This window comes from Pseudomonas sp. NyZ480 (assembly GCF_029537255.1).
GTDB classification, from domain to species: domain Bacteria; phylum Pseudomonadota; class Gammaproteobacteria; order Pseudomonadales; family Pseudomonadaceae; genus Aquipseudomonas; species Aquipseudomonas taiwanensis.
In genome coordinates this window covers 373,018-386,731 of sequence record NZ_CP120626.1, presented here as the reverse complement: position 1 = coordinate 386,731, position 13,714 = coordinate 373,018, and the positions used below count along the sequence as shown (strand labels likewise).

10 protein-coding genes are annotated in these 13,714 nt (G+C 63.2%); 9 read left to right on the top strand and 1 reads right to left on the bottom strand.

Annotated elements, in window-relative coordinates:
• Positions 1–33: 33 nt before the first annotated feature.
• The 6 genes from betB to trxC all read left to right on the top strand — a co-directional run bounded on the left by betB (position 34) and on the right by trxC (position 10,667).
• Positions 34–1,506, top strand: a complete 1,473-nt coding sequence (gene betB, locus P3R38_RS01740; protein WP_023378261.1) for a betaine-aldehyde dehydrogenase — start codon at positions 34–36, stop codon at positions 1,504–1,506.
• A gap of 77 nt (positions 1,507–1,583) precedes the next feature.
• Positions 1,584–3,281, top strand: coding sequence for a choline dehydrogenase (betA, locus tag P3R38_RS01735; RefSeq protein WP_023378260.1), 1,698 nt, complete (start codon positions 1,584–1,586; stop codon positions 3,279–3,281).
• Positions 3,282–3,484: 203 nt separating this feature from the next.
• Positions 3,485–5,227 carry a potassium/proton antiporter gene (locus P3R38_RS01730; protein ID WP_023378259.1) on the top strand — a complete coding sequence of 581 codons (1,743 nt, stop codon included), beginning with the start codon at positions 3,485–3,487 and terminating at the stop codon, positions 5,225–5,227.
• Between the two features lie 36 nt (positions 5,228–5,263).
• The gene (gene mscK / locus P3R38_RS01725) at positions 5,264–8,572 is read left to right on the top strand and encodes a mechanosensitive channel MscK (protein ID WP_027907922.1); all 3,309 of its coding nucleotides are present in this window, start codon (positions 5,264–5,266) and stop codon (positions 8,570–8,572) included.
• A gap of 152 nt (positions 8,573–8,724) precedes the next feature.
• Entirely contained in the window at positions 8,725–10,185 is a 1,461-nt protein-coding gene (gene selO / locus P3R38_RS01720) for a protein adenylyltransferase SelO (protein WP_023378257.1), read from the top strand.
• Between the two features lie 47 nt (positions 10,186–10,232).
• On the top strand, positions 10,233–10,667 hold the full coding sequence (gene trxC, locus P3R38_RS01715; RefSeq protein ID WP_023378256.1) for a thioredoxin TrxC: 435 nt from the start codon (positions 10,233–10,235) through the stop codon (positions 10,665–10,667).
• A 201-nt stretch (positions 10,668–10,868) separates the two neighbouring features.
• On the opposite strand, the gene P3R38_RS01710 is transcribed toward trxC, so the two are convergent.
• On the bottom strand, positions 10,869–11,642 hold the full coding sequence (locus P3R38_RS01710; protein ID WP_023378255.1) for a ParA family protein: 774 nt from the start codon (positions 11,640–11,642) through the stop codon (positions 10,869–10,871).
• Between the two features lie 320 nt (positions 11,643–11,962).
• Between P3R38_RS01710 and P3R38_RS01705 the strand changes: the two genes are divergently transcribed.
• Genes P3R38_RS01705 through P3R38_RS01695 form a run of 3 tightly spaced genes read left to right on the top strand, consistent with a single transcriptional unit; the run spans position 11,963 to position 13,714 of the window.
• Entirely contained in the window at positions 11,963–12,679 is a 717-nt protein-coding gene (locus tag P3R38_RS01705) for a beta-ketoacyl synthase chain length factor (RefSeq protein ID WP_023378254.1), read from the top strand.
• Positions 12,655–13,473, top strand: coding sequence for a lysophospholipid acyltransferase family protein (locus P3R38_RS01700; protein ID WP_023378253.1), 819 nt, complete (start codon positions 12,655–12,657; stop codon positions 13,471–13,473). Before P3R38_RS01705 ends, P3R38_RS01700 begins: the two co-directional genes overlap by 25 nt.
• Positions 13,442–13,714 carry a phosphopantetheine-binding protein gene (locus tag P3R38_RS01695; protein WP_023378252.1) on the top strand — a complete coding sequence of 91 codons (273 nt, stop codon included), beginning with the start codon at positions 13,442–13,444 and terminating at the stop codon, positions 13,712–13,714. The genes P3R38_RS01700 and P3R38_RS01695 overlap by 32 nt, the downstream gene beginning before the upstream one ends.

Here is a 13,714-nt window from a genome sequence, read left to right as displayed (position 1 = left end):
AAGCCAACCACACACTGCACTTGCGAGGACACTATGGCCCGTTTCGGAACGCAAAAACTCTACATTGATGGTGGTTATGTCGACGCCGGCAGCGATGCCACTTTCGAAGCCATCAACCCGGCCACTGGCGAAGTCCTCGCCTACGTACAGCGCGCTACCCAGGCTGACGTCGAAAAAGCCGTGGAAAGCGCCGAGCGCGGCCAGAAAGTCTGGGCTGCCATGACCGCCATGCAGCGCTCGCGCATCCTGCGCCGCGCCGTCGACATCCTGCGCGAGCGCAACGACGAACTGGCCATGCTGGAAACCCTGGACACCGGCAAGTCGTACTCCGAAACCCGCTACGTCGATATCGTCACCGGCGCCGACGTGCTGGAGTACTACGCTGGCCTGGTACCGGCCATCGAAGGCGAGCAGATTCCGCTGCGTGAATCCTCCTTCGTCTATACCCGCCGCGAGCCACTGGGCGTAACCGTCGGTATCGGCGCCTGGAACTACCCGATCCAGATCGCCCTGTGGAAATCCGCGCCAGCCCTGGCTGCCGGCAACGCGATGATCTTCAAGCCTTCGGAAGTCACTTCGCTGACCACGCTGAAACTGGCCGAGATCTACACCGAAGCCGGCCTGCCGGATGGCGTATTCAACGTCCTGACCGGTAGCGGCCGTGAAGTCGGCACCTGGCTGACCGAGCACCCACGCATCGAGAAAGTCTCCTTCACCGGCGGCACCACCACCGGCAAGAAGGTCATGGCCAGCGCCTCCAGCTCCTCGCTGAAGGAAGTGACCATGGAACTGGGCGGTAAGTCGCCGCTGATCATCTGCGCCGACGCCGACCTGGACAAGGCCGCCGACATCGCCATGATGGCCAACTTCTACAGCTCGGGCCAGGTGTGCACCAACGGCACCCGCGTGTTCATCCCAGCCGAACTCAAGGCAGCCTTCGAAGCCAAGATCGTCGAGCGCGTGGCCCGTATCCGTGCTGGCAACCCAGAAGACGAAAACACCAACTTCGGTCCGCTGGTCAGCTTCCCGCACATGGAGAGCGTCCTGGGCTACATCGCCAAGGGCAAGGAAGAAGGTGCCCGCGTTCTGTGCGGCGGTGAGCGTCTGACCCAAGGCGACTTCGCCAAGGGTGCCTTCGTGGCCCCGACCGTCTTCACCGACTGCACCGACGACATGACCATCGTCAAGGAAGAAATCTTCGGCCCGGTGATGAGCATCCTCACCTACGAAACCGAAGAAGAAGTCATCCGCCGCGCCAACGACACCGAATACGGCCTGGCCGCTGGCGTGTGCACCAACGACATCAGCCGCGCCCACCGCATCATCCACAAGCTCGAAGCCGGTATCTGCTGGATCAACGCCTGGGGTGAATCGCCGGCGGAAATGCCGGTCGGTGGCTACAAGCAGTCGGGCGTCGGCCGTGAGAACGGCGTCAGCTCGCTGGCTCAATACACTCGCATCAAGTCGGTCCAGGTCGAGCTGGGCGGCTACAACTCGGTTTTCTGAACCCTGTCTAGCCACGCCCGTGCCAATGAGCACGGGCGTTTCCGCTCCCTGATCACCGCCAACACGAGGGTACTTCCATGTCCCAAGAATTCGATTACATCATCGTCGGTGCCGGCTCGGCCGGTAACACCCTGGCCGCCCGCCTGACCGAAGACGCCGGCGTCACCGTACTGCTGCTGGAAGCCGGTGGCCCCGACTACCGCTTCGACTTCCGCACCCAGATGCCAGCCGCCTTGGCCTTCCCACTGCAGGGCCGCCGCTACAACTGGGCCTACGAGACCGATCCAGAGCCGCACATGGATGGCCGCCGCATGGAATGTGGTCGTGGCAAGGGCCTGGGTGGCTCCTCGCTGATCAACGGCATGTGCTACATCCGCGGTAACGCCATGGACTTCGACGGCTGGGCAGAACTGCCAGGCCTGGAAGACTGGACCTACCTGGACTGCCTGCCGTACTTCCGCAAGGCAGAAACTCGCGACATCGGCCCGAACGACTACCACGGCGGCGAAGGCCCGGTCAGCGTCACCACGCCCAAGGCCGGCAACAACCCGCTGTTCCACGCCATGGTCGAAGCCGGTGTGCAAGCTGGCTACCCACGCACCGAAGACCTCAACGGCTACCAGCAGGAAGGCTTCGGTCCGATGGACCGTACCGTGACCAAGAAAGGCCGCCGTTCGAGCACCGCCCGAGGCTACCTGGACCAGGCCAAGAAGCGTCCGAACCTGACCATCGTCACCCATGCCCTGACCGACCGCGTGCTGTTCGACGGCAAGCGCGCCATCGGCGTGACTTACCTGGTCGGCGACAGCGAAGAGCGCGTCGAAGCCCGCGCCCGCAAGGAAGTCATCGTCAGCTCCGGCGCCATCGCCTCGCCACAGCTGCTGCAGCGCTCCGGCGTGGGCCCGCGCGCCCTGCTGGAAAGCCTCGACATCCCGGTCGTGCACGACCTGCCTGGCGTTGGCGAGAACCTGCAGGACCACCTCGAGTTGTACCTGCAGTACGCCTGCACCCAGCCAGTCTCGCTGTACCCGTCGCTGCTGTGGTGGAACCAGCCGGCCATCGGCGCCGAATGGATGTTCAACGGCACCGGTATCGGCGCCAGCAACCAGTTCGAGGCGGGCGGTTTCATCCGTACTCGCCCTGAGTTCAAGTGGCCGAACATTCAGTACCACTTCCTGCCGGTCGCGATTAACTACAACGGTTCCAACGGGGTCAAGGAGCACGGCTTCCAGGCACACATGGGCTCCATGCGTTCGCCTAGCCGTGGCCGCATCAAGCTCAAGTCCAAAGACCCACGCCAGCACCCAAGCATCCTGTTCAACTACATGGCCACCGAGCAGGACTGGCAGGAATTCCGTGACGGTATCCGCCTGACCCGCGAGATCATGGCCCAGCCGGCACTCGACCCGTACCGTGGCCGCGAGATCAGCCCGGGCGCGCACGTGCAGACGGACGAAGAACTGGACAAGTTCATCCGCGAGCACGCCGAAACCGCCTTCCACCCGTCCTGCTCGTGCAAGATGGGCACCGACGACATGGCGGTGGTCGATGGCGAAGGCCGAGTGCATGGCATGCAAGGCCTGCGTGTGGTCGATGCGTCGATCATGCCGATCATCATCACCGGCAACCTCAACGCCACCACGATCATGATCGCCGAGAAGATCTCGGACAAGATCCGTGGCCGCAAGCCACTGCCGCGCAGCACCGCCAAGTACTACGTGGCCAATGGTGCACCGGTGAAGGGCAAGCCGATGCGCGAGGTGAAGCAGGCATGAACCTGCCCCGGCCTCTTCGCGGGTGAACCCGCGAAAGAGCCCACCCCTGCAACACCAGAAAAGGCACCCTGCGCGGTGCCTTTTTTTCATCTGCGGAAACGCTTTACAGCCTGCTAATTCATCAGGTTAGAATCAGTTGGCACGCGACCTGCTAGTTCATTCTCGCAAGTCCCTTCTCTCGCGATGTCCCGGAGTACCTGCCTTTGGATGCAAGCACCATCAACAGCCTGTTCCTGATCGGCGCATTGCTGGTGGGCGCAAGTATTCTGGTCAGCTCGCTATCTTCGCGCCTGGGCATCCCCATCCTGGTCATCATCCTCGCCGTCGGCATGGTCGCGGGCGTGGACGGTGGCGGCATCATCTTCAACAACTACCCGACCGCCTACCTGGTGGGTAACCTGGCATTGGCCGTGATCCTGCTCGATGGCGGCCTGCGTACACGGGTGGCGAGCTTCCGCGTAGCCCTGTGGCCGGCCCTGTCGCTGGCCACCGTCGGCGTGCTGATCACCACCGGCCTGACGGGCATGGTCGCTGCCTGGCTGTTCGACCTGAACCTGATCCAGGGCCTGCTGATCGGCGCCATCGTTGGCTCCACAGACGCCGCGGCGGTGTTCTCGCTGCTGGGCGGCAAGGGCCTGAACGAGCGGGTGACGGCGACGCTGGAGATCGAGTCGGGCAGCAACGACCCCATGGCGGTGTTTCTCACCGTCACCCTGATCGACATGATCGCCAGCGGCCAGACTGGCCTGCACTGGAGCCTGCTGACCCACCTGATCCGCGAGTTCGGTATCGGTGGCCTGCTGGGCCTGGGCGGTGGCTGGCTGATGCTGCAACTGGTCAACCGCATCAACCTGGCCGGTGGCCTGTACCCGATCCTCGTGGTGGCAGGCGGCCTGGTGGTGTTCTCGCTGACCAACGCCCTGCATGGCAGCGGCTTCCTCGCCGTCTACCTGTGCGGCCTGGTGCTGGGCAACAAACCCATTCGCAGCCGCCACGGCATTCTGCACATGCTCGACGGCATGGCCTGGCTGGCGCAGATCGGCATGTTCCTGGTCCTGGGCCTGCTGGTAACCCCTCATGACCTGCTCCCCATCGCCCTGCCTGCACTTGGCCTTGCGCTGTGGATGATCCTGGTGGCCCGCCCGCTTTCGGTAGTGGCCAGCCTGCTGCCATTCAAGGCCTTCCATGGCCGCGAGAAGGCCTTCATCTCGTGGGTCGGCCTGCGCGGCGCGGTACCCATCATCCTGGCGGTGTTTCCGCTCATGGCGGGCTTGCCGGACGCCCAGCTGTTCTTCAACCTGGCCTTCTTCATCGTCCTGGTGTCGCTGCTGGTCCAAGGCACCAGCCTGCCGTGGATGGCCAAGCTGCTCAAGGTCACCGTACCGCCAGACCCTGCGCCGATTTCCCGCTCCGCACTGGAGGTGCACGTCACCAGCGAGTGGGAGTTGTTCGTCTATCGCCTGGGCGCCGAGAAATGGTGCATCGGCGCCGCCCTGCGTGAGCTGAAGATGCCCGAAGGCACGCGCATCGCTGCATTGTTCAGGGGCGAGCAGTTGCTGCACCCCTCCGGAAGCACCGTGCTGGAAGTCGGCGACATGCTCTGCGTGATTGGCCATGAACATAACCTTCCAGCCCTGGGCAAATTGTTCAGCCAGGCGCCGCAGCGCGGCCTCGACCTGCGCTTCTTCGGCGACTTCGTCCTCGAAGGCGATGCCGAACTGGGTGCGGTGGCGGCGCTTTACGGCCTGAAACTCGATGGTCTCGACGCAAAAATGCCACTGGCGCAGTTCATCCGACAGAAGGTCGGAGGCGCTCCAGTAGTAGGCGACCAGGTCGAATGGCATGGCACCATCTGGACCGTCGCGACCATGGACGGGAACAATGTCCAGAAAGTCGGCGTCAGATTCCCCGAAGGAACCCGACCCGGCCCGGGCTTGTTCCTCTAAACTCCGATTCTGCCCGATCCACAATGTAGTCTGCCTATGTCCCTGCGCGCGCACCTTCGCGCAGCCCTGCTCGGGCTGTGCCTGTCCCTCTCGTTCGCGGCCACCGCGGCCGAGGTCCCGACCACCGCCAGCATCCAGAACAGCCTCGACAAGATCGCCGAGCGCAAATTGCCCGAGGCCGAACAGAAGGCCCTGCAGCAGGTTCTCGAACAGACCCTGAGCCTGCTGGCCAGCAAAGAAGACAGCGAGAAGAAGCTCACTGCGCTGAAGCAACAACTGGCCACAGCGCCGAAAGAAACCACCGACAGCCAACGCGAACTGGCCAAGCTCAAGGACAGCAAGCCACTGCCGGTGGCCCAGCGCTATGCCAACTTCACAGTGCCTCAGCTTGAACAACTGCTCAGCGAGCGCAGCACCCAACAAGGCGAGTTGCAAAAGGCCTTGTCCGAAGCCAACAGCCTGATCATCAGTTCGCAGACCCGGCCGGAGCGGGCCCAGGCCGAAATCAGCAACAACCAGACCCGTACCCAGCAGATCAACAGCAGCCTCAAGAACGGCAAGGACAACGGCAAGCCACTCAACGCCGACCAACGCAACCAGCTCAACGCCGAGCTGGCATCGCTCAATGCCCTGACCCTGCTGCGTCGCCAGGAGCTGGCCGGCAACGGCTTGCTGCAAGACCTGGGCAACGCCCGGCACGACCTGTTGATCGAACGCGCAGCGCGCCTTGAGCAGGAAATCCAGGACCTGCAGACGCTGATCAACGACAAGCGCCTGGCCCAGTCTCAGCAGACCGTCACCCAGCAGTCGATCGAGGCGCAGAAGGCTGGCGGCAGCACCTTGTTGGCCAACGAGAGTGCCGCCAACCTCAAGCTCTCCGACTATCTGCTCAAGAGCACCGACCGCCTCAACGAGCTGACCCAGCAGAACCTGCGCACCAAACAGCAACTCGACAGCCTGACCCAGGCCGACCAAGCCCTGGATGAACAGATCAACGTGCTCAAGGGCAGCCTGCTGCTGTCGAAGATCCTCTACAAGCAGAAGCAGGCACTGCCGCACCTGAAGCTCGACCGCGACCTGGCCGACCAGATCGCCGACATTCGCCTGTACCAGTTCGAGATCAACCAGCAACGCGAGCAGATGAGCAGCCCGGTGAGCTATGTCGACAAGCTGCTGGCCAACCAGCCGCCGGACGACGTCACCCCGCAACTGCGCAAGGCCCTGCTGGAAGTGGCGATCACCCGCAGCGACCTGCTCGAACGCTTGAACCGCGAACTGTCGGCGTTGCTCAATGAGTCGATCACCCTGCAACTGAACCAGAAGCAGTTGCTCAGCACCGCACAAGGGCTGCGCACCACCCTCGAAGAGCAGATGTTCTGGATTCCCAGCAACAAGCCGCTGGATTGGGACTGGCTGCGCTACGTACCCGAGCGCTTCACCGCTCAGGTTGCCAGCCTGCCCTGGGGGTCGGGCCTCAAGGAGCTGGCCGACGGCTTGGGCCAGCGACCGCTGTTGTTCCTGCCATTGCTGCTGGTGATTGGCGGGCTGCTGTGGCGACGCAAGTACCTCTACCAGCGCCTGGGCAAGGTGCATCAGGACATCGGCCACTTCCGCCGCGACAGCCAGTGGCACACGCCGCAGGCCATCCTTATCAACATCCTCCTTGCCATGCCAGTCAGCTTGGGCCTGGCCTTGTGCAGCTATGCCTTGCAGATCGATGCACGTGGTCAGAACGCCAACCTCGGCGCGGCGCTGTGGCAGCTGGCACAGGCGTGGCTTGTGTTCTACACCGCCTACCGCATCCTCGCCCCGGGTGGCGTGGCGGAAATTCACTTCCGCTGGTACAAGCCGCAGGTCGAGTTCCTGCGGGGCTGGGTGCGCCGCCTGGGCTCCGTGGTGCTGGCTTTGGTCGGTGTGGTGGCGGTCGCCGAGCACCAGCCCTCGGCACTGGCCGACGATGTGCTAGGCATCGGCGTGGTGCTGGCGTGCTACGCACTGATGGCTTGGTTGCTCAGCCGCCTGCTGCTGAGTAGCCCTGCTCACCGCGACACGTCGCTGTTCCGCAAGGCCGTCGGGGTTGCCTTCACCGCCCTGCCCATCGCCTTGTTCGTGGCGGTGTGCTTCGGCTACTACTACACCGCCCTGAAGCTTACCGATCGCCTGATCTACACCCTGTACCTGCTGCTGTTCTGGCTGGTGATCGAAGCCGCCTTCGTGCGCGGCCTGTCGGTTGCCGCGCGGCGCCTGGCGTACCAGCGTGCCCTGAGCAAACGTGCGGCGGCCAAGGAGGGCCTCGATGGCGAGGTCGTCACCGAAGAGCCGACCCTGGATATCGAACAGGTCAACCAGCAGTCCTTGCGCCTGATCCGACTGGCCTTGCTCGGTGGTTTCATCGCCGGCCTGTACTGGGTTTGGGCAGACCTCATCTCGGTGTTCGCATACCTGAACAACTTCACCTTGTACGAATACACCAGCGGCACCGGCGCCAACGCCAGCATGGTGCCCATCAGCCTGGGCGACCTGCTGGGCGCGCTGGTGATCGTGGGCATTACCTTCGCCCTCGCCCGCAACCTGCCCGGTTTGCTGGAGGTGCTGGTACTGTCACGCCTGAACCTGGCGCAAGGCAGTGCCTATGCCACCACCACGCTGCTGTCGTACACCATTGTCGGCGTCGGTATCGTGACTACGCTGTCGACCCTTGGCGTGAGCTGGGACAAGCTGCAATGGCTGGTGGCGGCGCTGTCGGTTGGCTTGGGCTTCGGCATGCAGGAAATCTTCGCCAACTTCATCTCCGGCATCATGATCCTGTTCGAGCGCCCGGTACGAATCGGCGACACCATCACCATCGGCAATCTGTCCGGCACGGTGAGCAAGATCCGCATCCGCGCCACCACCATCACCGACTTCGACCGCAAGGACATCATCGTCCCCAACAAGACCTTCATCACCGGCCAGCTGATCAACTGGTCGCTGACGGACACGGTCACCCGGGTAACCCTGAAGCTGGGTATCGACTACGGTTCGGACCTGGACCTGGTCCGTGAGATTCTGCTCAAGGGCGCCCATGAGAACCCGCGGGTACTCAAGGACCCTGAGCCGATCGTGTACTTCCTCAACTTCGGCGAAAGCTCGCTCGACCACGAACTGCGCATGCATGTGCGCGACCTGGGCGACCGCAACCCGACCCTGGATGAGATCAACCGCTACATCAACCGTGAGTTCAAGGCACACAACATCAAGATCTCGGTACGCCAGGTCGAGGTGTTCCTGATAGATCCCAAGGGTGGCAAGCAGCAGCTGATTCCGATGGAGCAACCGAAACCGGATGGAGCTCAACCGGCCTGAGTGGGTTCGAATCCTTTATGCTGTGCACAATCCCTGCGAGGGCGATGCCCTCGATCACAGGCGATCCCGCTCCTGCAACTGCCCTGTGGGGAGCAGGCTCGCCAGCGATTGGGCCGTGAAGCGGCCCCAGGCACCCCACTCAGGAGCCGCCCGTGAAAACCCTCGACCAACTCAGCTTCGACAACCGCTTCGCCCGCCTGGGCGATGCGTTCTCCACCCAGGTACTGCCCGAGCCCATCGCCGAGCCGCGCCTGGTAGTGGCGAGCGAGTCGGCCATGGCACTGCTCGACCTCGACCCAACAGAGGCCCAATCCCCGCTGTTCGCCGAGCTGTTCAGCGGTCACAAGCTGTGGGAAGAAGCCGACCCGCGAGCGATGGTGTATTCAGGCCACCAGTTCGGCTCCTACAATCCGCGCCTGGGCGATGGCCGCGGCCTGCTGTTGGCCGAGGTACTGAACGATGCCGGCGAGCACTGGGACCTGCACCTCAAGGGTGCCGGCCAGACGCCGTACTCGCGCATGGGCGACGGCCGCGCCGTGTTGCGCTCGTCGATCCGCGAGTTCCTCGCCTCCGAGGCCCTGCACGCCCTCGGCATTCCCAGCAGCCGAGCCTTGTGCGTGGTAGGTTCGAGCACTCCAGTGTGGCGCGAAACCCGCGAAAGCGCCGCCATGCTGATGCGTCTGGCGCCAAGCCACGTTCGCTTTGGTCATTTCGAGTATTTTTACTACACCCGCCAACCCGAGCAGCAGCGCATACTCCTCGACCATGTACTGGAACAGCACTACCCCGAGTGCCGCGAGGCCGAACAGCCTTACCTTGCGATGTTCCGTACCATCGTCGAGCGCAATGCCGAACTGATCGCCCGCTGGCAGGCCTATGGCTTCTGTCACGGGGTGATGAACACCGACAACATGTCGATCCTCGGCATCACCTTCGACTTTGGCCCTTACGCCTTCCTCGACGACTTCGACGCCAACTTCATCTGCAACCACTCCGATGACCGTGGCCGCTACAGCTACAGCAACCAGGTACCTATCGCCCACTGGAACCTCAGCGCGCTGGCCCAGGCCTTGACCACTGTGATCGAGGTGGAACCGCTCAAGCAAGCGCTGGAATTGTTCCTGCCGTTGTACCAGGCACATTACCTGGACCTGATGCGGCGGCGCCTGGGCCTGACCACTGCCGAGGATGACGACCTGGCGCTGGTCGAACGACTGCTGCAGCGTATGCAAAGCGGTGGCGTGGACTACAACCTGTTCTTCCGCAGGCTGGGCGAGCAACCGGTGGCCGATGCCTTGAAGGCGGTGCGCGACGATTTCGTCGACCTGGCCGGCTTCGATGCCTGGGGCGTGGACTACCTGGCGCGCTGCCAACGGGAAGCCGGTAATGCCGACGGACGGCGTGAACGCATGCATGCGGTGAACCCGCTGTATGTGCTGCGTAACTATTTGGCGCAGAAAGCTATCGAAGCGGCCGAGGCAGGGGATTACAGTGAAGTGAGGCGACTGCACCTGGTGCTGAGCCGGCCGTTCGACGAACAACCCGGCATGCAGGCCTATGCCGAACGGCCACCTGAGTGGGGCAAGCACCTGGAAATCAGCTGCTCGTCCTGATTCACACGGCCGGCGACAAGGCCAGAACAAACACCCAAGGAGCCCTCATGTCCGACCCGCTGCTGATCCCCTGCCCCCACTGCAACGGCCTCAACCGCCTGCCCGCCGCCCGCCTGGGCGACGCGCCCAAATGCGGGCGTTGCAAACAGGACGTGCTGCTGAGCAAACCCTTCGCGCTCACCGAAAGCAGCTATGCCAGCCAGATCAAAGGCGACTTGCCACTGCTGCTGGACGTCTGGGCGGACTGGTGCGGCCCCTGCAAATCCTTCGCCCCCACCTTCGAACAGGCCGCTCGCCAGCTTCAGGGCCGCTGCCGCCTGGCCAAGCTCGACAGCGAAGCCAACCGCAACCTGGCAGGCCAGTTGGGCATCCGCTCGATCCCCAGCCTGATCCTGTTCAAGAACGGCCGCGAAGTCGCCCGCCAGGCCGGGGCGTTTCCACTGCAGACACTGCTGGAATGGCTGCGCAGCCAGGGGGTTTAGGGTCGGCTGTGAGATCGAGCGCCGCCCGCGCGGCGCATCGCGAGCAAAGCTCGCCACGTTTGTTTCGGGCCAATGATGCCTGTAACAGTCGCGCACGGCCGCCTTTTTGATTTGACTCGATACCGCGCCGTACGCCTGTAGGAGCGAGCCTCGCTCGCGATGCGCCGCGCAGGCGGCGCTCGCTCTGGCAGGCGTCGCAGATCACCCATTTTCCTCAAGAAGGTCATGCAACTCGACAAACTGCTGCGTGAGCTTGTGCCGTGGCTCCAAGTGGATCAGCGGCAGGCTGGCATGGTGCGATTCGCGCATCTTCACCGAACTGCCCAGATATACCGGTAACACCGGAAGACCCTCGGCCAGCAGTTCGTCGAGCATCTGCTGAGGCAGGCTGGCGCGGGACTGGAACTGATTGACCACGATGCCTTCGACCACCAGGTCCTCGTTGTGGTCGTCCTTGAGCTCTTCGATCTCGGCCAGCAGGCCATACAGCGCCTGGCGCGAGAAACTGTCGCAATCGAAGGGAATAAGCACGCGATCAGCGGCAATCAGCGCAGAAACCGCATAAAAATTGAGTGCAGGGGGCGTATCGATGTAGATGCGCTCGTAGTCCTCGTCCAGATCGTCGAGCAACTTACGCAGCTTGTTGATCTTGTGCTTGGCCTCGAGCTTGGGCTGAAGGTCGGCCAGTTCGGCCGTCGCCGTCACCACATGAAGGTTGTCAAACGGCGTTTCGTAGATATCGACCTTGTTCTTCTTGCTGAACGGGCCGCTGGACAGGCTCTGCTTGAAGAAGTCGGCAATGCCCATGGGAATGTCCTCGCCGGTGAGGCCGGTGAGGTACTGAGTCGAATTCGCCTGGGCATCCAGGTCGATCAACAGGGTCCGGTAACCTTCGCTGGCACTGACTGCCGCCAGGTTGCAGGCGATGCTCGACTTGCCCACGCCACCTTTCTGATTGAACACCACGCGCCGCATGAGAGACCTCCGTGTATCAACGAATGCCCGAGTATGTGGCGGCGTCTGCGCAATGACCAGCACCTATTCGCTCAACTTGAGCGAACGGCGACCGACAACCTCTTCGTACCGCCCATCGGAAATCACGCAAGCCCGCGGTCGGACTTGACGCAATCGCCTCTGCCCATTGTCTGATGGCAATCAGCTAACCAACATTTGCTACACGCCGCCAGCACCGGGATAATGCGCGCCACTCGGCGATTGCGCCAACCCTGTCAGGTCGTTGTTTCGAGTGATTCCCTCGACAAGGAAGTTCCTCAGGGCGGAAAGTCAACACTATCGTGATCAGCTTCGATATCAGCCAATGGCGCGCCTGGTCCCCAGGGTTGCAGACACCTGCCGACTGGCACGCCTGGGCACACGGCACGCAGCCGTCGCAGAGCGACGGGCCGCCTCCCGATGTTTCGTTTTTGCCGGCCATGCAGCGCCGTCGCCTGAGCCTGCTGGCCCGCATGGCATTTGCCGTCGGCTGGCCGCTGGCCGAGGGCCACGATGCACTGCCGCTGGTGTTCGTCTCGCGCCATGGAGAAACCCCACGGACCTTCGCGATGCTCAGCGAGCTGGCCGAGCAACAGCCGCTGTCGCCCACCCAGTTCAGCCTGTCGGTGCACAATGCGGTGATCGGCCTGTGGTCGATCATGCGCAGTGAAACCAGCGAGATGACCGCGCTGGCAGCCGAGCAGGATGGCTTCGAGCAGGGCGTGATCGAAGCTGCGGCCTTGCTGGCCGAGGGCGCCCCGGCCGTGCTGCTGATCATCACCGAAGAGCGACCACCCGAGGCCTACCGCAACTGGATCGACGACGTACCCTTTTCCTACGCCCTGGGCCTGTTGCTGACATCCGGCCAACAATGGCAGCTCACCCTGGGCCAGACGCCGGCGGGCCAAGGCACCGCATTGCCCCATGCCCTGAGCTGGCTGCGTGCTTCGCTGACCGACCAGAATACCGTCACCCACACCGTGAAGCGTCGTGTATGGACCTGGCAACGACAGCCGTGAACCGCCCCCGCGATGCCTACTACTGGCGCCTGCTGGCCACCGCCTTGAGCTTTGCCGTATTTGGGCTCGGCGGCCTGTGCCTGCGGCTGCTGGTGTTCCCCCTGTTGGCCTGTATGCCGGGCGGTCGCGAACGCCACCGCCAGCGTGCCCGGCAAACCATCGGTTGGCTGTTCTGGCACTTCATTCGCTTCATGAAGGGCGCTGGCGTCTTGACCTACCAGGTCATTGGCGCCGAACGCCTGGGCCGCCCTGGTCAGCTGATCATCGCCAACCACCCGTCGCTGATCGATGTGGTCTTTCTCATCGGCCTGGTGCGCCAGGCCAATTGCGTGGTCAAGCACAGCCTGTTCGACAACCCATTCACCCGTGGCCCGGTCGGCGAGGCCCAGTACATTGGCAACGACGGCAGCATGGACATGCTCGAAGAAGCCGTGGACGTGTTGCGCCAAGGACAGCCGTTGATCATATTCCCGGAAGGTACGCGCACCCCGCCCGGCCAGGTACCGGCCTTTCATCGCGGCGCCGCCGCGATTGCCTTGCGGGGTGCGAATATCATCACGCCGGTGACCATCAAGGTCAGCCCGACCACCCTGACCAAGAACGAACCCTGGTACCGCATCCCCAGCCGTCGCGTGCACTTCACCCTCACGGTCGGCGCCGATATCGACCCTCAGGCCTTCGCCACACAGGGGCCGGCGCCTCAAGCATCACGCAAGCTGAACGACTACCTGCATCAGTACTACCTCAAGGAGCTCGCCACAGATGAGCGATCCACAACACGACCTGCACCGTGACCTCAAGCAACTGATCATCGACGCCCTCGGCCTTGAAGACATCGGCGTGCAGGACATCGACGACCAGCAACCGCTGTTTGGCGAAGGCCTGGGCCTGGACTCGGTGGATGCACTGGAATTGGGCCTGGCACTGCAGAAGCGCTATGGCTTCAAGATCGACGCCGATGCCAAGGACACCCGCAACCATTTCCGTAACGTCGCCACCTTGGCCGCGTTCGTCACTGCCCGTAAGGCTGCCTGA

Excerpts from the sequence above, each read along its gene's own strand:
- trxC (WP_023378256.1), top strand. The coding sequence starts at position 10,233 with ATGTCCGACCCGCTGCTGATCCCCTGCCCCCACTGCAACGGCCTCAAC.
- P3R38_RS01700 (WP_023378253.1), top strand. The coding sequence starts at position 12,655 with ATGGACCTGGCAACGACAGCCGTGAACCGCCCCCGCGATGCCTACTAC.
- mscK (WP_027907922.1), top strand. The coding sequence starts at position 5,264 with ATGTCCCTGCGCGCGCACCTTCGCGCAGCCCTGCTCGGGCTGTGCCTG.
- P3R38_RS01710 (WP_023378255.1), bottom strand. The coding sequence starts at position 11,642 with ATGCGGCGCGTGGTGTTCAATCAGAAAGGTGGCGTGGGCAAGTCGAGC.
- betA (WP_023378260.1), top strand. The coding sequence starts at position 1,584 with ATGTCCCAAGAATTCGATTACATCATCGTCGGTGCCGGCTCGGCCGGT.
- betB (WP_023378261.1), top strand. The coding sequence starts at position 34 with ATGGCCCGTTTCGGAACGCAAAAACTCTACATTGATGGTGGTTATGTC.
- P3R38_RS01695 (WP_023378252.1), top strand. The coding sequence starts at position 13,442 with ATGAGCGATCCACAACACGACCTGCACCGTGACCTCAAGCAACTGATC.